33 protein-coding genes are annotated in these 23,180 nt (G+C 31.8%); 27 read left to right on the top strand and 6 right to left on the bottom strand.

Annotated elements, in window-relative coordinates:
* Window positions 1–172 precede the first annotated feature (172 nt).
* The 3 genes from Q9969_RS00230 (at window position 173) to fwdF (ending at window position 1,930) form a co-directional block, all read left to right on the top strand.
* Window positions 173–631, top strand: a complete 459-nt coding sequence (locus tag Q9969_RS00230; protein WP_305513601.1) for a phosphopantetheine adenylyltransferase — start codon at window positions 173–175, stop codon at window positions 629–631.
* 88 nt (window positions 632–719) lie between these two features.
* Complete coding sequence (locus tag Q9969_RS00235; protein ID WP_305513602.1) at window positions 720–911, top strand: 4Fe-4S binding protein; 192 nt, start codon at window positions 720–722, stop codon at window positions 909–911.
* Window positions 912–919: 8 nt separating this feature from the next.
* Window positions 920–1,930, top strand: coding sequence for a tungsten-dependent formylmethanofuran dehydrogenase subunit FwdF (gene fwdF / locus Q9969_RS00240; RefSeq protein ID WP_305553219.1), 1,011 nt, complete (start codon window positions 920–922; stop codon window positions 1,928–1,930).
* A gap of 19 nt (window positions 1,931–1,949) precedes the next feature.
* Here fwdF and Q9969_RS00245 read toward each other — a convergent pair whose 3' ends face one another.
* Both Q9969_RS00245 and Q9969_RS00250 read right to left on the bottom strand, forming a co-directional pair.
* Window positions 1,950–2,132 (bottom strand): class III signal peptide-containing protein, encoded by a 183-nt coding sequence (locus Q9969_RS00245; RefSeq protein WP_305513606.1) that lies wholly within the window; start codon window positions 2,130–2,132, stop codon window positions 1,950–1,952.
* Entirely contained in the window at window positions 2,125–2,331 is a 207-nt protein-coding gene (locus Q9969_RS00250) for a class III signal peptide-containing protein (protein WP_305513608.1), read from the bottom strand. Before Q9969_RS00250 ends, Q9969_RS00245 begins: the two co-directional genes overlap by 8 nt.
* A 184-nt stretch (window positions 2,332–2,515) precedes the next feature.
* Between Q9969_RS00250 and Q9969_RS00255 the strand changes: the two genes are divergently transcribed.
* Window positions 2,516–3,682: a hypothetical protein gene (locus Q9969_RS00255; RefSeq protein ID WP_305553222.1), complete on the top strand. Its 1,167-nt coding sequence runs from the start codon at window positions 2,516–2,518 to the stop codon at window positions 3,680–3,682.
* On the top strand, window positions 3,682–4,401 hold the full coding sequence (locus Q9969_RS00260; RefSeq protein WP_305553225.1) for a metal-dependent hydrolase: 720 nt from the start codon (window positions 3,682–3,684) through the stop codon (window positions 4,399–4,401). Before Q9969_RS00255 ends, Q9969_RS00260 begins: the two co-directional genes overlap by 1 nt.
* A gap of 5 nt (window positions 4,402–4,406) precedes the next feature.
* Here the strand turns inward: Q9969_RS00260 and rqcH are convergent, their stop codons facing one another.
* The gene (rqcH, locus tag Q9969_RS00265) at window positions 4,407–6,401 is read right to left on the bottom strand and encodes a ribosome rescue protein RqcH (RefSeq protein ID WP_305553229.1); all 1,995 of its coding nucleotides are present in this window, start codon (window positions 6,399–6,401) and stop codon (window positions 4,407–4,409) included.
* Between the two features lie 84 nt (window positions 6,402–6,485).
* Here rqcH and Q9969_RS00270 point away from each other — a divergent pair, with 84 nt between their 5' ends.
* Complete coding sequence (locus Q9969_RS00270) at window positions 6,486–6,758, top strand: hypothetical protein (protein ID WP_305513619.1); 273 nt, start codon at window positions 6,486–6,488, stop codon at window positions 6,756–6,758.
* Here the strand turns inward: Q9969_RS00270 and Q9969_RS00275 are convergent.
* Window positions 6,753–8,573, bottom strand: coding sequence for a DUF2070 family protein (locus Q9969_RS00275; protein WP_305553232.1), 1,821 nt, complete (start codon window positions 8,571–8,573; stop codon window positions 6,753–6,755). The genes Q9969_RS00270 and Q9969_RS00275 overlap by 6 nt on opposite strands.
* Window positions 8,574–8,680: 107 nt before the next feature.
* On the opposite strand from Q9969_RS00275, the gene Q9969_RS00280 reads away from it, so the two are divergent.
* The 3 genes from Q9969_RS00280 to Q9969_RS00290 all read left to right on the top strand — a co-directional run bounded on the left by Q9969_RS00280 (window position 8,681) and on the right by Q9969_RS00290 (window position 10,770).
* Entirely contained in the window at window positions 8,681–9,202 is a 522-nt protein-coding gene (locus tag Q9969_RS00280; protein ID WP_305513623.1) for a FumA C-terminus/TtdB family hydratase beta subunit, read from the top strand.
* A gap of 89 nt (window positions 9,203–9,291) precedes the next feature.
* Window positions 9,292–9,621 (top strand): hypothetical protein, encoded by a 330-nt coding sequence (locus Q9969_RS00285; RefSeq protein WP_305553235.1) that lies wholly within the window; start codon window positions 9,292–9,294, stop codon window positions 9,619–9,621.
* Window positions 9,622–10,770 carry a TIGR03576 family pyridoxal phosphate-dependent enzyme gene (locus Q9969_RS00290; protein WP_305553238.1) on the top strand — a complete coding sequence of 383 codons (1,149 nt, stop codon included), beginning with the start codon at window positions 9,622–9,624 and terminating at the stop codon, window positions 10,768–10,770.
* Here Q9969_RS00290 and Q9969_RS00295 read toward each other — a convergent pair.
* Entirely contained in the window at window positions 10,767–11,684 is a 918-nt protein-coding gene (locus Q9969_RS00295; RefSeq protein ID WP_305513625.1) for a biotin--[acetyl-CoA-carboxylase] ligase, read from the bottom strand. The two genes, Q9969_RS00290 and Q9969_RS00295, sit on opposite strands and share 4 nt — an antisense overlap.
* 21 nt (window positions 11,685–11,705) lie before the next feature.
* Entirely contained in the window at window positions 11,706–13,196 is a 1,491-nt protein-coding gene (locus Q9969_RS00300) for an acetyl-CoA carboxylase biotin carboxylase subunit (RefSeq protein ID WP_305513627.1), read from the bottom strand.
* Window positions 13,197–13,263: 67 nt separating this feature from the next.
* Here Q9969_RS00300 and Q9969_RS00305 point away from each other — a divergent pair, with 67 nt between their 5' ends.
* The 18 genes from Q9969_RS00305 to Q9969_RS00390 all read left to right on the top strand — a co-directional run bounded on the left by Q9969_RS00305 (window position 13,264) and on the right by Q9969_RS00390 (window position 23,170).
* A complete protein-coding gene (locus tag Q9969_RS00305; protein WP_305553241.1) occupies window positions 13,264–13,896 on the top strand; it encodes an METTL5 family protein in 633 nt (210 codons plus the stop codon).
* A 230-nt stretch (window positions 13,897–14,126) separates the two neighbouring features.
* Complete coding sequence (locus Q9969_RS00310; protein ID WP_305513629.1) at window positions 14,127–14,954, top strand: putative RNA uridine N3 methyltransferase; 828 nt, start codon at window positions 14,127–14,129, stop codon at window positions 14,952–14,954.
* A 330-nt stretch (window positions 14,955–15,284) separates the two neighbouring features.
* Window positions 15,285–16,295, top strand: coding sequence for a 50S ribosomal protein L3 (gene rpl3p, locus Q9969_RS00315; RefSeq protein WP_305513630.1), 1,011 nt, complete (start codon window positions 15,285–15,287; stop codon window positions 16,293–16,295).
* Between the two features lie 2 nt (window positions 16,296–16,297).
* Window positions 16,298–17,062: a 50S ribosomal protein L4 gene (gene rpl4p, locus Q9969_RS00320; RefSeq protein ID WP_305513632.1), complete on the top strand. Its 765-nt coding sequence runs from the start codon at window positions 16,298–16,300 to the stop codon at window positions 17,060–17,062.
* A 23-nt stretch (window positions 17,063–17,085) separates the two neighbouring features.
* Window positions 17,086–17,346, top strand: a complete 261-nt coding sequence (locus Q9969_RS00325) for a 50S ribosomal protein L23 (RefSeq protein ID WP_305513634.1) — start codon at window positions 17,086–17,088, stop codon at window positions 17,344–17,346.
* A 13-nt stretch (window positions 17,347–17,359) separates the two neighbouring features.
* Complete coding sequence (locus tag Q9969_RS00330) at window positions 17,360–18,085, top strand: 50S ribosomal protein L2 (RefSeq protein ID WP_305513636.1); 726 nt, start codon at window positions 17,360–17,362, stop codon at window positions 18,083–18,085.
* A gap of 15 nt (window positions 18,086–18,100) precedes the next feature.
* Window positions 18,101–18,511 carry a 30S ribosomal protein S19 gene (gene rpsS, locus Q9969_RS00335; protein ID WP_305513638.1) on the top strand — a complete coding sequence of 137 codons (411 nt, stop codon included), beginning with the start codon at window positions 18,101–18,103 and terminating at the stop codon, window positions 18,509–18,511.
* 12 nt (window positions 18,512–18,523) lie between these two features.
* Entirely contained in the window at window positions 18,524–18,988 is a 465-nt protein-coding gene (locus Q9969_RS00340) for a 50S ribosomal protein L22 (RefSeq protein ID WP_305513640.1), read from the top strand.
* Window positions 18,988–19,749 carry a 30S ribosomal protein S3 gene (locus Q9969_RS00345; RefSeq protein ID WP_305513642.1) on the top strand — a complete coding sequence of 254 codons (762 nt, stop codon included), beginning with the start codon at window positions 18,988–18,990 and terminating at the stop codon, window positions 19,747–19,749. The genes Q9969_RS00340 and Q9969_RS00345 overlap by 1 nt, the downstream gene beginning before the upstream one ends.
* A gap of 27 nt (window positions 19,750–19,776) precedes the next feature.
* A complete protein-coding gene (gene rpmC / locus Q9969_RS00350) occupies window positions 19,777–19,983 on the top strand; it encodes a 50S ribosomal protein L29 (RefSeq protein WP_305513644.1) in 207 nt (68 codons plus the stop codon).
* Window positions 19,984–20,322 (top strand): stress response translation initiation inhibitor YciH, encoded by a 339-nt coding sequence (gene yciH / locus Q9969_RS00355; protein WP_295598971.1) that lies wholly within the window; start codon window positions 19,984–19,986, stop codon window positions 20,320–20,322.
* 84 nt (window positions 20,323–20,406) lie between these two features.
* Window positions 20,407–20,685 carry a ribonuclease P protein subunit gene (locus Q9969_RS00360; protein WP_305513648.1) on the top strand — a complete coding sequence of 93 codons (279 nt, stop codon included), beginning with the start codon at window positions 20,407–20,409 and terminating at the stop codon, window positions 20,683–20,685.
* Between the two features lie 11 nt (window positions 20,686–20,696).
* Complete coding sequence (locus Q9969_RS00365; RefSeq protein ID WP_305513650.1) at window positions 20,697–21,014, top strand: 30S ribosomal protein S17; 318 nt, start codon at window positions 20,697–20,699, stop codon at window positions 21,012–21,014.
* A gap of 5 nt (window positions 21,015–21,019) precedes the next feature.
* Window positions 21,020–21,418, top strand: coding sequence for a 50S ribosomal protein L14 (locus Q9969_RS00370; RefSeq protein WP_292740338.1), 399 nt, complete (start codon window positions 21,020–21,022; stop codon window positions 21,416–21,418).
* A gap of 9 nt (window positions 21,419–21,427) precedes the next feature.
* A complete protein-coding gene (rplX, locus tag Q9969_RS00375) occupies window positions 21,428–21,778 on the top strand; it encodes a 50S ribosomal protein L24 (protein ID WP_305513654.1) in 351 nt (116 codons plus the stop codon).
* A 1-nt stretch (window position 21,779) separates the two neighbouring features.
* The gene (locus Q9969_RS00380) at window positions 21,780–22,508 is read left to right on the top strand and encodes a 30S ribosomal protein S4e (protein ID WP_305553250.1); all 729 of its coding nucleotides are present in this window, start codon (window positions 21,780–21,782) and stop codon (window positions 22,506–22,508) included.
* Complete coding sequence (locus tag Q9969_RS00385) at window positions 22,505–23,017, top strand: 50S ribosomal protein L5 (protein WP_305513658.1); 513 nt, start codon at window positions 22,505–22,507, stop codon at window positions 23,015–23,017. The genes Q9969_RS00380 and Q9969_RS00385 overlap by 4 nt, the downstream gene beginning before the upstream one ends.
* 9 nt (window positions 23,018–23,026) lie before the next feature.
* Window positions 23,027–23,170, top strand: a complete 144-nt coding sequence (locus Q9969_RS00390) for a 30S ribosomal protein S14 (protein WP_292608552.1) — start codon at window positions 23,027–23,029, stop codon at window positions 23,168–23,170.
* Window positions 23,171–23,180: the final 10 nt, after the last annotated feature.

Below are 23,180 nucleotides of genomic sequence, written 5' to 3' on the forward strand. Positions count from 1 at the left end.
TTTTCATTAAAAACTTTTTCTTATTATTCAGAGTTGTCTTAAAGCTAATAAATCGCTTATCGTGAAATATTTTTTGCTGATTTTTTTTTTTGAAAATGACCTTTTTTTCAATAGCTATAAATTTATACAAGTTTTTATATAATTAAATCATCAAACTAATTGGGATAATAGTATGAATTCTAAAAGATATAATAAAGTTGCTGTAGGGGGAACTTTTGACAAATTTCATGATGGGCATAAAAAGTTGTTATCGACCGCTTTCGAGATTGGAGATTGTATTGAAATTGGTGTGACTTCAGATGCTTTTGGAGGTTTAAAAGGGGATATCGATCCTTGTAAAGAAAGGATGAGTAATCTCAAATCTTTTTTTGATGACAAATCAAATTTTTCAGTTGTTCAATTAGATGATCCTTATGGTACTACAATATTTGATGCAGATTTTGAAGCCATTGTTGTAAGTGAGGAAACTGAACCCACGGCAGTTAAAATCAATGAAATTAGAGTTTCAAAAGGCATGAAACCAATAGATATTGTTGTTGTTAGTTTTGTATTGGCTTATGATGGAACTCCCATATCTTCCACAAGAATTAGGCGTGGTGAGATTAATCAAAATGGGAAATTCATCAAATGATAAAAAAAATAATCGATATGTTTATAAGTACAGTTCGATATAATATTAATTGACATAAAAATATTTTTATGTAATGTGAGGTGGTTATATGGTAGTAAAAATAGACTCAAATTTGTGTGGACACATTGAAAATTGCCCAGTACAAGGGTTATGCATTAAACTTTGTGAACAAAATGCAATCATAGAAGAAAATGGTGATGTTGCTATTGTTTCTGAAAATTGTGATGATTGTGATCTTTGCATACAAAATTGTCCAAATCAAGCTATCTCTAAAGCATGAGGGATAAAATGTTTGATATTAAAAGAGAGGGTGAACAACACCGTAACTTATCTTATCAAGATGCAAATTGTCTTGGTTGCGGTATATGTGTTGAAATATGTCCAACTGACTCTTTAAGATTAGGACCAATCGTACCTATTGCTAGAGGGTTAATAGAAATGGATTTAGTTTCTATTAATGCGGACTCTTGTGTATTCTGCGGTTTATGTTCAGTTGCATGTCCGTTTGAGGCATTGTCTTTAAATATTGATGGAATTAATGTTAAAGATATGGAGGAATACCCGATTTGGGAAGTTGAATCAATAGTCGATGATGATGACTGTATTTACTGTGGTAGATGTTATGAAGTCTGTCCTCAGGATTCAATTATTTTCAAAAGAAACCTTCCTGAAACTAAAGATTTAGTTAGGGGAGAAATTGATATTGATGAGGATAAATGTATTTATTGTGCTTACTGTGCAGAATTATGTCCTGTAGGTGCTATTGATATTAAAAATATTCCCACATCAAGCATTGACTTGTTAAATAATTCTATTGATGTGGATTTGTCAAAATGTGTTTTTTGCGGGGTTTGTAAGAGAATATGTCCTGAAAATGCGATTTATGAAGTCTGCGCTACTTGTATGTATAGTGATGAAATTAAAACGCCTAAAATCACTGGCAATACATTTATTGTGGAGGAATCTTGTGTAAGTTGTTCTTGGTGTTCAGAAATCTGCCCATCAGATGCGATTTCTATTGTCAAACCATTTGAGGGTAAATTAGAATTGATTGAAACTGATGAAAAAATATGTAAAGGGGATTCATGCCATGCATGTCAGGATGTTTGCTCCTGTAATGCGGTTTCAATTATTGATGGCAAATCTGTTACTAATTTGGACTTCTGTAATTTATGTGGAGCTTGTGTAACCGCATGTCCTCAAAATATTAGGGTTGTATCTAGAACAACAATGAAATTAAATAATATTAATTCCGAGACTTGGAACAATATATTAAAAACTTTATTGGCGGGAAAATAGAGAGAATTTCTCTCCATTTTCATATTTTATTTATTATATAATCTCTTTCTATTTTTAATAAATTTTGAATGCTAGTTTGGGTTTTACTGGTTATATTTGACATATAACTTCCAACAAGAAGTACAATTACAATTAACCCTCCAATTATTAGGATGAGTTCTGCACTGCCCTGTCCTTTATTATCAAGTTTTTTTCTATACATGTGTTCTGTTATCAAGTATTGTGTTTCTAACATCTATGATGTCATCTTTTGCTTTCAGACTAACATCACTAGTGTTCATGTATGATCTGTATATTGTTAATGCAAGTAATGCGATAACAATAACTCCTCCAAACAGAAGAATGTATTCTGCTGCACCTTGACCTGAATTTTCATTGATGAATTTTTTCATTTTTTTCATTTTTTTCACCAAACTAATTTTATGTTTTTTTACTATATTAATATTACTATATTCTAAAAAAGTATTACTTTACCTCATTTTTCCAGGATTCTTACTTTTTTTATCCAATAACTTTATAAATATTGTTAAATAAATAATTTCATAGTTAAATAATAGTGTGATAATAATTGATAAGGGTGAAAACGTGGGAAATACAATAAAATTAGTTTCAGGTTTTATTTTATTTGTAATAGGTGTTCTCCTTGCATATGAAACAATGGTCTATAACTTATTGGACATTTTGTTAATAGTTGGTATATTCATTTCAGTTGTAGGGATAATAATGATTGTCAGCTATTTTGTTGATTCAAATGCATCTAGAACAACGGATATGATTAAAGAATTTATAGAATCTCGTGAAGATAATTTCCGTTCATTTAACGGTATTGAAAGAAAAACAACTGATGATAAACAGCCACTTAGAGTTCGCAAAGAATTTAATGATTATGATGATGGGGGTTATGAAGACTTTGTAGTTGATGAATATCCAGATTCCTCAACTAGTGAATTTTTTGGGACTTCTTTTGAAGATAATTCAAATGAGGGTTTAAATGCTGTCTCTCAACAGGAGTCAGAAGTAGATTTCAGTAAACAGCTTGATTTTACTCCTCATTATGAAAAACCATTAAAAGTCACTAGAACTCCTAGAAGACGTGAAGAAAGATATACAGATGAAGTTCCAGAATTCATTGTTGAACCAACTCATAATTCAAATGATATTCAGGATGCTTTAGCATATGAAGATTCCTTAAATGAACCAGCTTTACATACTCCAAATAAGATTGCTCCAGAAGTTCCAGCTAGAGATATCAAAATCGATATTAACAATCCTGAGAGTTTACCAGTTCCAAAATCACTTAAAAGTTATGTAATTTCGGATTATGGAGTATTAACTTCTCAAGAGGCTTTTGATAATTTAGCAGTTAATGTTAATAAAGAAATCATGTTGGAAATTCCATCATTGAAAGATTTATCAGACCGTGTTTTATCTTATGTACCAACAATTTATTCTAGGGTAATAATTGATGAATTTGATGTTTCTGATATGTCTTATATGTTTTTAATATCTTCTCTTTTAAAACAGGGAGTTCATATTAAAACAGTTCCGAAAGTACATTCTATAAATTTAATTACAGATGATTCACATGCTATGATTATATCTGAAGGTAAAAATAATTTGGAATATGGTGCTATATATGATGATAGGAACTCTATTTCCAATATAAGGGCTAATTTCGAAAAAACTTGGAATATAGCTTCTAATTTAAATGAAAATATTTTAATGAATAATGCTCATGGTGGTGTTGTATAATGGAGATTAGGTGGTTGGGACACTCTGCTTTTGAAATAATAAGTGATGGGGGTGTTAAAATCCTAATTGATCCATTTATAAGTAATAATCCTGCCTGCCAAGTTCCAGTCGAAGAATTAAATCCAGATATAATTTTACTTACTCATGGGCATTTAGATCATTTTGGTGATGCATTAGAAATTTCAAACAGTACTAATGCCCCTATAGCTTGTATCCATGAAATTTCACTCTTTTTAGCAAAACAAGGAATTAGAAATATTAGCGTCAATATTGGAGGTTCATTTATATTTAGAAATATTAAATTCACAATGCTTGAAGCTAAACATTCTTCTGATATTGATCTGGTTGAAGAAATCGTGCCTGGAGGTACGGCCGCAAGCTTTTTAATAACTTTTGAAGATGGAACTAAAATATATCATGCTGGGGATACGGGTTTATTCGGTGATATGAAAACTATAATTGGTTCAATATACAAGCCTGATGTTGTTATGGTTCCTATTGGTGATAAATTCACCATGGGTCCTTTTGAAGCGGCATTAGCTTCAATGTGGATGAATCCTAAAGTGGTTATTCCAATGCATTACAATACATTTCCACCGATTGAACAAGATCCTGCAATTTTCGCTAATTTTGTAAGCCAGTTTAACCCGAATATTGATATTGTGGTTATGAATCCTGGTGAATATTTTGAATTTAATCCTGAAGATTGTCAGGATTAATTTTTTCATATTTTTTTTCTTTGATGATATTCTTCATCGATATCGCATTTTCCGGATGGCAATACACGTATAACATCATCTAAATTTATCAAATCATTCTCATTAATTTTGTGAATAATTTTTTTAGCTATTGCTTCTTTTTTAGTAAAACCGGGTTTTATAACAACATAGTTGTCACAATGTGCTTCTAAAGCTTCAACCGGTCCGGCCATTATTCTTTTTCCTTCGTAATTTACGATTCCAATAGCTAATTTAACTCTTGCACTTCGGATATAATTCCTATGGCCCCTAATAACAAATGATCCTTTTGGTAGAAATTCTCCAGATTCAGGTGTTTTTGATACTTGGTCTGGATTGACCCAAAATACATCCTGTGTTGAGTAACCTAATGACCAAGCAGATGAAAATGATGCTGCAAACTCTCCCGATTCTTTAAGGAGATTGTCATTTATTTCACTTCCATTTAATTTTATAGCAGTTGAAGAAGCACCATGTATATCTGCATGCAGGTAGATGTCATTTGGTTCTAAGTATTTCTTAACAATATTTTCATTGGTGTTTGCATCACGACCTCCAACAACCAAAACATCATCAGAGCTTATAAACCATCTTAATTTTTCATACCACTTAAGATTTTTCTTAACTCTCTTTTTTGGAACTGTTACATGTTCCATTGCAATGTCTTTTTTAGATTTAATATCTTCCAGTTGTTTTTTGGTATTTTCAATAGCTATCAATGCACCTTTTGTTTTTCTTTTTGCTTTTTTAGCTTTTTCATAATAATTTTCAGCATTCTCCGGAATTGTTAACTTCGGATCCATGATAAATGAGGTATTGTCAATATTTAAAGTTAAAACGCCTAATTTATCAATTGATTCATAAATTTGAGCTTCGTCCATACCATCTTTTTTAGCTTTTTTCAGTATTTTGCCAATTTCTTTAAAAGAGTAATCATTACTAGCCTGGTTTACAACTGTTAATATATTTTCAATGGAAGAGTAATTAGAATAAATAATCTCTCCTTTATCTTGGCTGTCCTCGATAGTCTTGGTAAAATTATCAAGTGTTTCTTGCTGTAAATGCAACCTTTTTTCAAACTTATTTACTTTTTTGTTCCAGGCTGATTCTTGGACATTTTTTATATCTGTATTGACCCTTTTTGAGTAAAACTCATCACAAGCTTCATTAAATGTTTTGTAATATGTTTTTTCATAATTTTCATATTTAACAAGGTCAAGAGCAACAACGTCTTCATTGTTATCATTTTTCACAATTTGAGGTTTAATCTTTTCATCTGTTAGGTTAGCAAACAAATCCTTGAAACCGCGGTACAATCCAGATAATTGTTCTTGGGTAATTTCATTATTTGAAGTATTTTTATCTATTTCTATAATTTCATTAGCTCTTTTAATAATTTCTTCAGCATATAAACTTCCAAGACCGTTTCTTGCAAGAGTTCTTACAACATCACTTTCTCTGTCCTGAAATAAGGATTTAAAGTCGTTTTCATTTGCATTTATTGGATTTATGCCTCTTTCTTCTGGGAAAATATATTCTCTTTTAGAACTGATATCTCTTGTACTCATTTGTTTTCTTTTAAGAGGCAAGATAATATTATTTTCATCATCTAGAAGAATAATGTTTCCTTTATCAAATAATTCAACAATGACTGTATAATATTTATCTTTTTTAACTTTAATCTCCACTACACGATCAAAATTGTGCTGCTTAATACTTTCAACATGTGCACCTTTAATTCTTTTTCTTAAAAGCATAGGAAATGTAGGGGGATTAGTTGGATTTTCAAGAGGATATTGGCTAGTATGTATTCTAGAGCCGCATTGCAATACTAAATCAATCCTACCTGTTCCGGGAACATGAAATCGCATAACAACCATGTCTTTTGTTGGTTGAAATGATTTATCGACTCTAGCTCCACTTAATAAATTATTTAATTCATCTGTAATTGTAAAAATGTCTACATTTGACATTGATTTCATTGTTTAACACCTTTTTTATCAATACCTTAATATATTATAACTCATAAAATTATATTAATATATTTAATTTAATGGAGGATATAAATGGACACTACTATCAAGGTTACAAGTATTCATATTATTTTTGGTCTTATTGCAGCTTTATGTTCAGCTGCTTTATCTCTTGGTTGGCTTGGATTTAAGAATGATGTTTTTGCATTTTTTATTGCAGTAATAATATTGTATTTCATTGGCCAATTATCCCAAAAAATTGCAGGAGATGAAATCTCCGGATTTAGCCAATGGTTATGGGATGGAATTTCACCATTTTTCTTTACTTGGATTATTGCATACACATTATTTGTAATGTATTTATAATCCTCCAAAGAAAATCCATATAAAAGATATAAATAATGATGTAATGAGTAAAACTGGAGCTACAATCTTACTAACAGCCACAACGGAACTAATTGTTGAAATCAGTTCTGTTGAATTATTTGGTCCGAATGTATTAAGATTTTTTATTTTTTCGGTTCCAGTTCCAACTTCTACTTTTTCTAAATCTTCAAGTGCTTCAGTAATGCTTAATTTTACATATTCAATAATTTCAGCTCTTTTTGCAACACCAATCGGATTGTATCCTCTGGAAATTGTATTTACAGTATGTGTATCAGTTGTCATTACTTCAATTTCATCGATTTCAAAGTCACTTACAGCATCTATGATCTCTTGTCTAAAACCAATTTCCATGTTATTTGCATCAAATAGGACATATGCGGTTCTTTGATCTCCAACTTCAATGATCATTGTTTTAATGCCGCTTTCACCAACCCCTTCATGTTTATCAAGAGTATCCATGTTATTTGAATAGCATCCAATTTTAATATCATGTTTGTCCTGTTTTGGATTAATTGTATCTATAACTCCAATTAAGTGGAATACCTCAGCATGCCCTGGAAGAACTTCCCCACTTTCTGGATTAAATGAATTGTGACAATCGACGATTATGGAGTCTTTAACACTACATCTGCTTCTACTTTGAGCCATCATAGTAAGTCCAACACCAAATTCAATATCGTCAACAGCTTCAGGGGCAAAAGTGGATAATATCACCATTCCTTCATTGAAAAATTGAACGCCTATTTTTGCTTTTTTAAAGGTATATCTAATAAATTTGCTTGCATCTTTTGAATATTCAATTTTTTCTAAACCTCTTCTAACGGCCGCTTCAATTTTATCGATTTCAGATACTGCAATAGGATTGAAATCGTGTGTTGAAGGGCCATGAGCAACCATTGTAAAATGATTGAATTTATTTGCAAGTAGTGTAGGCATATTAGAACCACCTAAATCGCCTAATGGTCCAGGATGAACAGATGGAGAGATAAATAATGCTTTAATTCCATTTTCACCTTTAAAACTAATAAATGTCACGATGGTTTCAATAGCTTCACTCATATTTTCAAATTCCCCTTCAAGAGAATTTGATCCTTCATTCATATGTGCAATGAATAAACTTAATAAATCTAAGACGCCGATTCCTAAATTTTTATTAAATGGGGATGCGATAATTCTAATAAATGCATAAATGGCCAAAACAAATATTATTCCTGCAACTATTGCTTTAAGGCTTATCTGCACCATTGCAGGCCCAATAAAGCTTGTGTCAGTAAATAAGAATGATATTAAAATGTACATGGATATTATAAGCACTGGTTGGATTAAACCAGTTGTTGCAGCAACAGTGAATCTGACTTTGGAAGTTGCCCAGAAAACTAATGTATTAAATCCATAGATTAAAACACAAGCAAATAACATGAAATTGACAAATATATCTACATTAATCACTCTTGAAATAACATATCCTATAATTATGAATATTCCTAAAATGGTCATTGAAATGGATGATAAAAACATTGAATGTTTTATTTTTAAGTTGATACCATGAAGGGAACTAATAACTTGCTGATTTAGTGCTCCACTCATTATGGAACTAATACCAAGAACAGCCAATCCGAATAATCCTCCAAAAATGAATTCTTCAATTATTCCATGGTTCGGTATTAAATCAATTAAATAGTATATTCCACCAAGAATATAACTGATTATAAGCATTCCTAAAATTGTATATTTTGTTTTTGGCAGGGTTGTGATAAATTTTGACAATCCTGCAACATTACTCATGCTTGACATTTTTTCCTCAGTTTATCTTTAACCATTAATTTTATTAAAGCAAAAATTTTTATATATTTATTGTTATATTGTTTTTTAATAAATAGATTATGATTATAGGTGTATAAATGGAAAAAAGATTAGATGTTCCAATTAAAGATGAAAGTTTAAATGATTTAAAAGCGGGGGATGTGGTATACCTTACGGGAAATATTATAACTGCAAGAGACCAAGCACATAAACGTTTAATTGAACGTGGTGCTCCGTTAAATATTGATGGTGCTGTATTATTCCATGCTGGACCAATCATAACTAAAAAAGATGGGCATTATCAGATGGTGGCTATTGGACCAACAACTTCGATGAGAATGAATCCTTACCAAAGTGATGTTTTAGATATGGGTCCAAAAATTATCATAGGTAAAGGCGGAATGGATGATAATGTACGTGAAGCATTAATTAGGAATAATGCATTATATGTTGTTGCTACAGGGGGTTGTGCGGCATTATATGTTGATGCTGTTGAAGAAATTGAAAGTGTAGATTGGTTAGACCTAGGAATGCCTGAAGCAATGTGGAATTTGAAAGTTAAGGATTTTGGACCGCTTATTGTTGCAATGGATATTGAAGGAAATAGTCTATATGACTGAAATTTATATAAAAATACTTATATATTAATTAATTTATACTATATTTTAAATTATTCTTACAAATATTATAATTTAGATGAAGTGTTATTATGGCTGATATTAATGAACTTGCTGAAAAGAAATTGAAATCTAGAATGACAAAAATTAGAAAGTGCAACAGAGAAGCTGAAGAAAAATTTAAATTTTCTGAAAAATTAGGCGTTTCTGTTGAAATAGAATTCCAAAACAAAAATCCGGATAAACTTAGTGATGGAATAACCATCATTACAACTCCTGAAGGAAAAGTTTTATTTGCAGACTATTTCTATGGAATTCCTGAAGATGAAGAGTACACTAATGTTGAAATCAATGAAAAACAATTAAAATCCATTATTGAATTCTTTGAAAACTTTAAATTAGAATTAGATGACTCTGATTAGATGATTGTAAATAGTCCTTTAGATGAAGTCAAAAAAAGAGAAAAAGCTCTTTTGATTATTAAAGACATAGTTGAAACTAAAGGTAGGAATTATCTATTTGATTTAACGGGTTTATCGGGGGGATTTATTGCAAGTCCTTCTGAATTAAGTCTTTTAGAAACCTATGTTGGACCGGCTATTTTTGAAGATGCTCTTCAAGAAGTTGGAATTGGTCATATGGGTGGTGAAAAGGTCCTTCCACTTAACAGAACTTCTTCTGGAATTTTAGCTACTATTTTAACATTAGTCAAAAAAAATTCTAATGTTGTACATTATCTTGCAGAATTGCCAGCACACCCATCAATTCCTCGCAGTTGTAAATTGGTAGGTGCTAATTATTTTGAAACTGATGTTTTTGATGATTTTTCAATACCTGACAATACTTCATTAGTTGTAGTGACTGGTTCTACAATGGATTTAAAAGTCATTGATGAAGAAGAATTTAAAAAAGTAATTGAAATGGCTCATGAGAAAAATATTCTTGTCATGGTTGATGATGCTTCTGGAGCAAGACTTAGAACTGTTGTATTTAACCAATCCAAAGCTTGTGATTTAGGAGCAGATATTGCAATTACAAGTACTGATAAATTAATGTCCGGTCCGAGAGGAGGATTAATGGCAGGTCGTAAGGATTTAATTGATAAAATAAAAATTAAAGTTAATCAATTTGGTCTTGAAGCTCAACCACCTGTGGTACTAGCCATGTTAAATGGTATTAAAAACTTCAATGGGGATAATTTAATAAAAAGTTTTGAAAGAAAAGATCAATTATTTGAATTATTAAGGTCCAAATTTAATAATTTAGAAAAAACACCAAATGGAGTACTTATTTCTCCGGATAATTTATCAAATGAGGTTAATATTCCCCATAATCTCTCTAATGATGATTTAGCATTTGTATTTTCATTTGTTTTATTAAAAGAACATGGCATAATTACAATTCCGGCAGTTGGGATGCCGGGAGCATCACCTACTATAAGATTTGATTTATCGACTAGCGATGCATTTAATTTAGATTTAAATGATTTAGTTAAAAAAATAGAATCTTCCTTTGAAAAATTACTTGAAGTAATCCAAAATGAAGAAAAATGTAGGGAGATTGTATTTTAGTTTTTAATTATACATTCTCCGGAAATTACTTTTTCTAAGGTTCCATCAATTTTTTCGACAATTAAAGCTCCTTCCTTACTAATGCCAACAACGTAACCGTCATAATATTTGTTGAATGGTTCTCTAACTTCTACAATTTTTCCAATAGTGTATGAACGTTTTCTCCATTCTTTCAAGATTTCTTCGAATCCTTCATGATTGAAAAGTTCTGCAATTTTTTCAAATTCTTCTAAAAATAATCTGATTAGAGTATTTTCATTTTCTTTTCTTCCGAGCTCCTCTTTAATTGTTGTAGTCCCTTCTTTTAAGTCTTCTGGAAAACCAGTAATGTCTACATTAGCATCAATACCAACACCAATAATGACATTTTTGATTGTGTTAAATTGAGTAACTGCTTCTGTTAAGATTCCACAAACCTTTTTGTTATTTATGATAATATCATTAGGCCATTTAATCTCAGCAGATTTGATTCCTATTTTCTCCATTGCTTTTGCAACCGCCACACCTGTTGCTAATGTGATAAGTGGGAGTTTTGAGTAATCTACATGTGGTTGTAATATAATAGATAACCATATTCCTCCTAATGGAGATTCCCATGTTTTGCCAGATCTTCCTTTTGCATCGGTTTGTTTTTCAGAAATAACCACACTGCCGTTTTCAACATTGTTCATTGCTAAAAATTTAGCCACGGTATTAGTAGATTTTACTTCATCAAAAACATATAAACTTTTACCTATATATTTCGTATTTAATTCTTTAGAGATTTCAGATGCTTTAATATATTTAGTTTCTTGCTTTCCGATTTCTTGAATAATATTGGCAAAATCGTTTAAATCTGTTTCTTGGAGTTCTTTGATTGTTTCATCAGAAAGTTTATTCTCTTTTTTTAATATTTTAATTATCTCACTTCTCATTTATTAATCTCCAACACAGAATTATTTTTGCATTTGTTGATTTTTAGCCATATTTTGGTATGATCCGACTGCAGCAGAAATTGCAGCTATTTTTTTACCCGGCATGAAAGTAGATTTCATTTTATTTACAAGTTCCAAATCTTCAGCAATTACATTATCCATTTCTATTTCAATACCTTTTTTATATGTATCGATAAAATGCGTATTTAAATCGCCAGAAATAAAGTTAGGGTTTCTTAAAACGGCTTTATGGAATGGAATTGTTGTTTTTACTCCTAGAATGATATATTCACTTAATGCCCTTTTCATTCTGTTAATTGCATCTGTTCTGTCTCTTCCATATGTGATTAATTTTGAAATCATTGAATCGTAAAATGTTGGAATGGTATAATTCATGTATACTCCACTATCTAAACGTACGCCAGGTCCGCCAGGTGATCTGTAACCTGTAATTTTCCCTGGATTTGGTGCAAAGTCATTTAATGGGTCTTCTGCATTAATACGGCATTCAATTGCATGGCCAGTTACTTTAATATCTTCCTGTTCATAGCTTAATTCATCGCCATTTGCAATTTTGATTTGTTCTTTAATTAAATCAGTGTTGGTGATTAATTCAGTAATGGGATGTTCTACTTGGATACGTGTATTCATTTCAAGGAAATAATATTCTCCTTTATCATATAAGAATTCTACAGTACCTGCACTTTTATATCCAATATATTTTGCTGCTTTAACTGCACTTCCGCCCATTTCTTCTCTTAATTCTTCTGTCATAATTGGGGAAGGCGCTTCTTCTAGGAGTTTTTGATGTCTTCTTTGAATAGAACATTCTCTGTCTGCTACATGAATGACATTTCCATGTTCATCAGCTAATAATTGGAATTCTATGTGGCGTGGCTTTTCAAGGTATTTTTCAATAAATACGGTTGAATCTCCAAAGTTTGTTGATGCAACGGATTGTGTAGATTCAATTGCACGTACAAGTTCGTCTTCTTCATAAACTGCACGCATACCAATTCCTCCACCGCCTGCTGAAGCTTTTACAATTACAGGATATCCAATTTGGCGTGCTATTTCTTTAGCTTCATTAATATCAGTCACGCCTTCGGCGGTTCCTTCAATTACAGGAACTCCTGCTTTTTTCATTAAAGCCTTTGATGTAATTTTATCTCCCATTTTGTTAATTACATCTCCACTTGGTCCGATTAGTTTAATTCCATTTTTTTCACATTCTTCTCCTAATTTAGCATTTTCTGCTAAAAATCCATAACCTGGGTGTATTGCATCAGCACCAGATTCAAGAGCAATATTAATAATTTTTCCGATATTTAAATAGGATTTTGCCGGTGAAGGATTTCCTAAAGGATAGCTTTCATCAGCATAATTTGTATAAAGGGAAGTTTTATCAGCATCTGAGTAAATAGCTACACTCTTAATGTCAAGTTCACGACAGGCACGCATTACTCTAATTGCGATTTCTCCTCTATTTGCAATTAATATTTTTTCAAACATTTGAAACCTCAAAGTAATTCTTATCAATATATAATTATATACTAAATAATTTAAATATTTTTATTAGATGAAAATGATTACTCGTAAAAAACATTTGGAAATGAAACTTCAATCTATTCCATCGCACCCAAATCCTAAAGTTGGTCTTGAGCAATATTCAACTCCTTCGGTTATTGCATCTGATTTAATCTGGAATGCTTATTCTCTTGGAGATATTGAGGATAAAAATATCGTTGATTTAGGTTGTGGCACTGGTATTTTTGCCATTGCCTCTTCACTGATGGGAGCAAATTCCTCAATTGGTGTGGATATTGATGAAGATTCTATAAACTTAGCAATAGGTGTTAAAGACAAATTAAAATTAGATAATTTAAATTTCATTGTCAGCGACATTAATGAATTTAATGAAGGATCAATTACAGACACTGTATTTCAAAACCCGCCCTTCGGATCTCAGAGAAATGCTGAGGTTGGTGTTGATTTAAATTTCATTCAAAAAGCTATTGGATTAAATTGCAGTGTATTGTATTCATTTCACATGGCATCTACTGAGGAGTTTTTAATAAAATATTTTGAAGTCAATAATTTAAAAATAACACATATTTTTCGTTATAAATTTCCAATTCCTAAGATTTATGATTTTCACACAAAAGAAAATCAAAATGTTGATGTAATCGTAATAAGAGCATTACATAAATAATTAAAATTTCAAAAATCTTATTTTTTACCCAAATAAACCATATATTTATATAGTGGGTTATTCATATTACTATATTAATATATTCTCTGAGTATAAAAAAGTTGGTAGCATATGAGAAGCTACGGATATTATAATTGATATAATATTTTGTAAATGTGTAAGTCTATTTAGTGATAGCTATATAAATGTAGGGTAATCTTTATATAGTTTATATGCCAAATATAAAACTAATGTATAAAGATGAGCTATCTATATTTATTCCAAACTCATTTCTTTCTGAGTCTAGAGATCTTAAAATTCGTACTTATAAAGTGGGGATTATAGCAAGAGCTTTAGCTATTTTTCAAGCAGATAATGTTGTTATTTACAATGACAATCATGATAAAAACGAAGATGGAGAAGAGGATGGAGCTTTTATTGCTGAAGTTCTAAATTATATGAATACTCCTCAATATTTGAGAAGACAAGTTATTCCTATAAAAGCTGAACTTAAGCATGTCGGTATCCTTCCACCGCTTAGGACTCCTCATCATCCTGTTAATAGTCAACCAGATGTGGGTGATTATAGACAAGGTTTCACTGTTAAAAGAAATAAGAAAGGAACTTTTGTTGATATTGGTATGGATAAATTTGCATTCTGTAAAGAGCATCTTACAGTTAAAAAAATTTTTGACTTTAAGATTACTAAAATAGCTAAGAAAGAAGTAATAGTCACACCTGATAAACCAGATGACATTTACTGGGGATATAAAGTTATCTCCTCTAATAAGAGTCTTAAAAATAGCTTAAAATTAATTAAACCTGATCTTGTTGTGGAAACTACAAAATATGGAGATTATATTGATTCTATTTTTGATGAATTAAAATGTAAAGTAGATGAATGTAAAAGTATTGCTATTTTATTTGGTGGCCCTTATTCTTCAATTGCAGAAGATGTTTCAAATCCTAATTGGGATTTATTTAAAGTAAATACTCTTCCTGGACAAGGAACTGAAACTGTTAGAACTGAAGAGGCAGTTGTCGCTACACTTTCTTTATTTAACTTTATGAGATTTTAATTCTCTTTATATATTATTAGTTTAGACGCTAATAGATAACTTGCTCAACTTTTTATACATGAATATTTTTGGGACTCTCCTGAAAATAATCTTAGCACAGGATGATTTATACATTAAATATATTCTTTATTGTGCTTCAATTAGCTTAAACTCAATTGAATATATTGAAATTTGATATTTATCTAGTTGCAGACTTGTTTGTAGCTATTTATCATTTCGATGAATTTATTTCATCAAACTCGTTTAATAGTTGTTCATTTGACTGTTAAACTAAAAAAATTAAAATAATTTAAAAATAAAGGAAAAATATATATTAGGAGGTTAAATTAAATGGTTAGACATCATCAGCCAAGAAAAGGTTCCGTTGCTTTTAGTCCAAGGAAAAGAGCAGCTAAAGAAACCCCTAGAGTTAAATCTTGGCCAAAATCCGATGAACCAAAATTACTCGGCCTCGCAGGTTATAAAGTTGGTATGACTCACGTTTTATTAACTGATACTGATAAAAACTCTCCTACTCAAGGTATGGAAGTTTTCACTCCAGTAACTGTATTGGAAGTGCCTCCAGTCGTAGTAATGGGAATTAGAGCATATGAAAAAACTTCTCGTGGTTTGAAAGTAATCACCGAAGTACTTGCAGACAATTTAGATCAAGAACTTTCAAGGAAGATTTCCCTTCCTAAAGATTACAATAAATCTGAAGCTATTGCAAAAATACAAGGTGCATTAGAAAACACAGAAGAAATTAAGGTCTTAGTACACACAAATCCAAAAGTAACTAGCGTACCTAAGAAAAAACCGGATATATTTGAATGCGGTATTGGAGGAGCAAATCCTGAAGAAAAATTAAATACTGCATTGGAGTTATTAGGTAATGAAGTAAAAGCTAGCGAAATCTTCAATGAAGGTGAATTTGTTGATGCAATTGCAACTACAAAAGGAAAAGGATTCCAAGGTGTAGTAAAAAGATGGGGAATTAGAATTCAATATGGTAAAGCTGTAAGAGCAGGAAAAGGTAGACACGTCGGTTCTATTGGTCCTTGGACTCCAAGAAGAACTATGTGGACTGTAGCTCAAGCAGGTCAAATGGGTTACCACAAAAGAACTGAATTCAATAAAAAAATTTTAAAAATCGCATCAGCTGACGAAGTTGATGAAATCAACCCAGATGGCGGATTTGTAAAATATGGGCTTGTCAAAAACGATTATGTTTTAGTAAAAGGATCCCTTCCAGGACCTTCTAAAAGATTAGTAATCTTAAGACAACCTATCAGACCTAACAATAAAGCTGAGGATATCCCTCAAATTAACTACATTAGTACAAAATCTAAACAAGGGGTATAATCATGAAAGTTAATGTTTATTCTATTAATGGGGAAGTTAAAGATGAAATTGAACTTCCAGCTATTTTTGATGAAGTGTACAGACCGGATTTAATCAAAAGAGCTGTACTTTCAGCACAATCTGCTAGAGTACAACCATGGGGTAATGACCCAATGGCAGGTAAAAGAACCTCTGCTAAAGGATGGGGTTCAGGTAGAGGTACTGCAAGAGTGCCAAGGATTAAAAATGGTTCAAAAGCAGCTTTCGTACCAATGGCTATTGGTGGTAGACAAGCACATCCTACTAGAGCTGAAAAAAATCATCATGAAAAAATCAACATCAAAGAAAGAAGGTTTGCAATCAGATCTGCTGTTGCAGCAACCACTAATAAAGAAATTGTTGAAAATAGAGGTCATGTTGTTGATGATTTAGCTCAAGTGCCTATTATTGTTGAAGATGATATTGAAGAAGTAAAAACTGCTAAACAAACTCGTGAAATTTTCCAAAAATTAGGTGTTTATGATGATGTCATCCGCGCTAAAGAAGGTAAAAGAATCAGAGCCGGTAGAGGTAAAACTAGAGGAAGAAAATACAAAAAAGTAAAAGGACCTCTTGTTGTTGTCGGTGAAGATAAAGGAATTTCCCTAGGTGCGAGAAACCACGCTGGTGTAGATGTTGTGGGTGTTGAAAACTTAAATGCTGAATTATTAGCACCTGGTACTCACCCAGGAAGACTAACTGTTTACACTAAATCAGCTGTTGAAAAATTAGGAGGTTTATTCCAATAATATTGGATAAATAAGGTGATATTATGGATTCATATTCAGTTATTATTAAACCTCATGTTACTGAAAAAACAATGAATTTAATTGATTTGAATAATGAGATTGCATTTGTTGTAAATCGTGAAGTCAATAAAAGGCAAATTAAATATGCTTTTGAGGATTTATACGAAGAAAAAGTAGCAAGAGTTAATACACATATTACTCCTAAAGGTGTAAAAGTAGCATATATTAAATTAATTGAAGAAGGAATGGCAGAAGAACTTGCTGTCAGATTAGGTGTATTCTAAGGAGGAATGAAAAATGGGTAAACGATTAATCCACCAAAGAAGAGGGAGAGGAACTCCTGTTCACCGTGTTGCTTCTCATCGTTTTAAAGACAAAATTAGGTACCGATCTTACGATGCATTAGAAAAAGAAGGAAGTATTAAAGGAAAAGTTATTGATATTGTTCACGATCCGGCAAGAACTGCTCCTATTGCAGAAGTAAAATTCGAAAATGGTGAAAAGAAATTTATCTTAGCACCTGAAACCATTCAAATCGATGATGAAATTGAATGTGGTATTTCTGCTCCTATCAAATTCGGTAATACTTTGCCGCTTGCTGAAATTCCTGAAGGTACTCCAATTTATGATATTGAAAACACTCCTGGAGATGGAGGCCGTTTTGTAAGATCTTCTGGAACTTATGCTTCTGTAGTTACTCATGATGCAAATCAAGCTGTTGTAGAATTACCATCAGGGGAATTAAAATACTTAAATCCTAACTGTCGTGCTAGTATTGGTGTAGTAGCTGGTGGAGGAAGAAAAGATAAACCATTCCTTAAAGCTGGTAAAAAATGGCATGCTTATAAAGCTAAAGGTAAAAAATTCATGACTGTAAGAGGAGTAGCAATGAATGCTGTTGACCACCCTCACGGAGGAGGTAACAGACAACATCCTGGTCGTCCAACTACTGTTTCAAGACATGCACCACCAGGAAGAAAAGTTGGTTCAATTGCAGCTAAAAGAACAGGTTTAAAAAGATAGATAGAGGGTGTTTCATTGGCAAGAAAAATATTTAAATATAAAGGTTATACTCTTGAAGAACTTCAAGGCATGTCTTTAGAGGAAGTAATGGAATTATTCCCTGCAAGACAAAGAAGATCTTTAAAAAGAGGATTTTTACCAAGACAACAAATTGTTTTGGATAAAATGAGAAAATTAAATAAAGAAGGAAGTAAAAATGGCCGTCCTGTTGTAATTAGGACCCATTGTAGAGACATGATTGTAATACCTGAAATGGTAGGGACCACTTTCGGTATTTATGATGGTCAAAATTTTGTAGAAGTCACTATTGAACCTGAAATGATTGGTCATTACTTCGGTGAATTTGCACCAACCAGAAAAAGAGTTCAACACGGAGATCCAGGTATGGGTGCTACTAGATCATCCATGTTTGTACCACTTAAATAAGGAGATTAGAACATGGCTAACAAATATGCTTATAATGAAAAAGTTGATGAGGCAAAAACTGCACGTGCTATGGCAAAATCTCTTAAGATTTCTCCAAAACACAGTGTTGAAATTTGCAGCGCGATTAGAGGAATGGAAGTAGGAAAAGCAAAAGATTACTTGGAAAATGTTATTGATATGAAAAAATCTGTTCCTTTCAAAAGACACAACAAAAAAGTTGGTCACAGAAAAGGACAAAAAGGATGGGCTGCTGGCAGATACCCTGTAAAAGCTGCAGAACAAATTTTAAAAGTTTTAGAAAATGCTGAAGCTAATGCAGAGTACAAAGGTATGGATACTGAAAATTTATTCATCGAACATATTTCATCTCACAGAGGTGTAGTAATCCCTGGTTACATCCCAAGAGCATTCGGTAGAATGACTCCATTCAATACACCTACTACTCATATTCAAATTGTATTACAGGAGGCTAACTAATGATAGAAAAAGATTTCGTTTCAGAAGGCCTTAGAAGAACTAGAATTGATGAATATTTAGAAAAAGAACTCGAAAGAGCTGGATATGGTGGTATGGATGTTCAAATTACACCTTTAGGTACCATGGTCATTGTTTATGCAGAAAGGCCTGGTATGGTTATTGGTAGAGGTGGTAAAAATGTTAGAGCTATTACCGATGTTCTTAAATCTGAATTTGGTTTAGATAATCCGCAAATTGAAGTCAAAGAAGTTGATGTTCCAGAACTTAACCCTAAAATCATGGCATACAAAATCTCTAATATGTTACAAAGAGGTATGCACTTTAGAAGAGTAGCTTACTCTACTATTCGCAGAATCATGGGAGCTGGAGCTCAAGGTGTAGAAATCACTATTTCTGGTAAAATCAGAGGTTCTAGATCTGCTGTAGCTAAATTCGTAGAAGGATACATTAAGAAATGTGGTGAACCTTCAATCAGATTAGTTAATGAGGGTTTTGCTACTGCTGAATTAAAACCTGGAGTATTAGGTATTTATGTAAGAATTATGCCTCCGGAAACTGTATTGCCTGATTCCGTTGAAATCCTTCCTCCAAAAATGACCATCAAAGAAGATGATGGTAATATCATTGAAGAAGATATCGATGTAGAAACCGAAGAAATCATCGAAGAAGAAATTATTGAGGAAATAGAGGATCTCGACGAATTGGAAGAAGTTGTTGAAGAAGAATCTACTGAAGAAGTAGAAAAAGATGATAAATCTTAAATTTTATTATCCAAACGAGTTGGAACAATGGCGATTTTAAGAAGTAAAGAAATTTGGGACATGGAAGTTGATGAGATTCAAGATAAGTTAGTTGAACTCAGAACTGAATTATCCAAAAATGTTTCTAAAAGTGCAGCTGCCGGGGTAGTCGAAAACCCTGGAAAAATTAAAGAATTAAAAAGAACAATTGCTCGTGTTCTTACAATTTTGAATGAAAAACAAAAGGAGAATTAAATGTCAAAAATCTGTGATGTATGTGGGCTTCCTGAAGAACTTTGTGTTTGTGAAGAAATTGCACGTGAAGTTCAAACTCTAAAAGTGTTTACAGTTAGAAGAAGATTCGGAAAACTCATGACTATTATCGAAGGTATTGATGAACATGATATAGATATCAAAGAACTCACTAAAACTCTTAAAGCTAAATGTGCTTGTGGAGGAACCGCTAAAAACGGTCAAATAGAGCTTCAAGGAGATCACAAAGTTAGAGTGAAAGAAGTTTTATCTGAAATGGGTTTCTCATCTGATACTATTGAAATCCGAGAATCTAAAAAGAATAATAAGAAAAGGAGATAGTTCATCTGTTCGATATGTTTTTCAATAAAATTTTGTAATTTTTCTGCATAATTTATTGTAAATTTTTATTAAGAGAATGGAAATATGATTACTTCAAATAATTTAGTGCATCATGAATTCATTGGTTTAAAAGTTAATGCAAGAAGTAAAAGGAATACCTCTCTTAATTTAAACGGAACTATTATTGATGAGACAAAGAATACTATCAGAATTGAGGGAATGGATAATACTGAAAAGGTTATTCCAAAGAATGGAACAATCTTTGTATTTGAAATTCCAAACGGGGAAAAAATTGAAGTTGATGGTAATATTTTGTCTATTCGTCCTGAAGATAGAATAAAAAAAAGGTTTAAAAAAATATAAATGGTGATAATATGGTTGGGCTTAACGTTCAAGAACCAGAAACTACATGTAATGATCCTAACTGCCCATTTCATGGAACTTTGCCTGTAAGAGGTCAAGTTCTTGAAGGTGTTGTAGTAAGTAACAGAGCAGAAAGGACTATTACTGTTGAACGTAGTTACTATAAATTCATTAAAAAATATGAAAGATATGAGAAAAGGAAATCTAAAATCAATGTTCACAAACCTGATTGTTTTGATGTGAATATTGGTGATTCTGTTAAAATAGCAGAATGTAGACCATTAAGTAAAACTAAACATTTTGTTTTAGTTGAAGTTAAAGGAGAGTAGTTATTATGAAACCATTAACCTCAAGCATGACTAAAGCATTACCAATTGGAGCAAGACTCCAATGTGTTGACAATACTGGTGCTCGTGAAATCGAAATCATTTCTGTAAAAGGATTTAAAGGTGTAAGAAGAAGACTCGATGTAGCAGGTGTTGGAGATTTAGTTGTTGCATCTGTTAAAAAAGGAACTGCGGATATGAGAAGAGAAGTTGTTAACGCAGTTGTAGTCAGACAAAAAAAGGAATATAGACGTGCTGATGGTCTTCGTGTTAAATTTGAAGATAATGCTGCAGTTATTATTACTCCTGAAGGAATTTTAAAAGGATCCGAAATTAGAGGTCCTGTTGCTAAAGAAGCAGCTGACAGATGGCCTAGTGTAGGTAGTGCAGCAAGTATTTTAGTATAAGGTGAAAATATGTCAATTCAACCAAGAAAACAAAGAAAAGCTCGTTATAATGCTCCTGCTCATGCACGTGGTAAATATTTAAGTGCTTCTGTAAGTAAAGATTTAAGGGAAGAAATAGGTAAAAAATCTTTACCGGTTAGAACAGGAGATACAGTTAGAGTAGTTCGTGGAGATTTTGCAGGTCATGAAGGAAAAATCACTTCTGTCGATTATTCTTCATATAAAGTAAACATTGAAGAAGTTACTTTAGCTAAACCTGATGGAACTAATGCATTTCTCCCAGTTGACCCGTCTAACTTAGTAATTATTGAAGCAGATTTAAAAGATGATAGAAGAATAAAAAATAAAGGAGATAATTAATATGGCTAAAATGGGATCTAGAAAACATCTTAAAAGATATAAAGCACCTAAATCTTGGCCTATTCATCCTAAAGAAGATACTTGGACTGTAAAACCTTCTGCAGGTTCACATTCAATTGAAGATGCTATTCCATTAACATTAGTTATCAGAGATGTTTTGAAATTAGCTGATAATTCCAGAGAAGCAAAAAGAATTATCAACTCTGGTAATATTTTAGTAGATGGGAGAGTTGTTAAAGATTATAAATTCCCAGTTGGATTTATGGATGTTATTGAAATTCCTAAAACTGAGGAAGCTTATAGAGTTCTTTTGGATAGAAAAGGAAAATTACAATTAGATTTAATCGATGAGGGTAGTGCTAAATTATCTAAAATTGTTAATAAATCCACTATTAAAGGTGGTAAAACTCAATTAAACCTTCATGATGGTAAAAATGTTATCATTGATGAAGATGCATACTCCGTTGGAGATGTTATTTGTTTAAAAGTACCTGAACAAGAAATTGTTGATGTATATCCTTTACAGGAAGGAGCTACTGTTCTTGTTACTGGTGGTAAACACACTGGTGAATTAGGTACTGTAAGTGAAATCATTGAAAATAAAGATTCTAATCCAAACACTATTCTTATTGAAAATAGTGCAAAAGATGAATTTTTAACTTTAAAAGATTATGCATTTGTAATTGGAGCTGATGAGCCGGTAATATCTTTATTGGAGGTTAATAAATGAACCCAATGAATGAAGTACGTATCGAAAAAGCCACCATCAGTATTGGTGTTGGTGAAGCTGGTGAAAAATTATCCCGCGCTATTACTTTATTAGAACAAATGTTCGATCAAACCCCTGTTAAAACTTTCTCAACAGTTACTAACCCAGAATGGGGTATTAGAAAACGCCAACCTATTGCATGTAAATTAACTTTACGTGGAGAAAAAGCTGATAAAGCTATTGATATGGTTTTAGAAGGAATTAGTAGAAATATTAAACCTACTCAATTCGATGCTCAAGGAAACCTTTCTTTTGGTATTAGGGAGCATATTGATATTCCAGGCATGAGATATAATCCGGATATTGGTATCTTTGGTATGAATGTTTCCGTTACTTTTGAAAAACCTGGGTATAGGATTTCTAAAAGAAAAATCCAACAAAAGAAAGTTCCTCAGAAACATAGAATTTCTAAAGAAGAAACTATGAAATTTATGGAAGAAAACTTCGAAGTTAATTATGTAACTGAATAAGGTGATATTTTGCCAAGAAAATACGGAAAAGCTGCAAAGAAATGTAGTCGTTGTGGAGATCATTCTGCTATGGTTAGTAGATATGGAATAAATTTGTGCAGACAATGTTTTAGGGAAGTAGCTCCTAAAATGGGATTTAAAAAATATAATTAGAGGTTTTAAA

The sequence above is a fragment of the Methanobrevibacter sp. V74 genome (assembly GCF_963082495.1).
Lineage (GTDB): Archaea > Methanobacteriota > Methanobacteria > Methanobacteriales > Methanobacteriaceae > Methanocatella.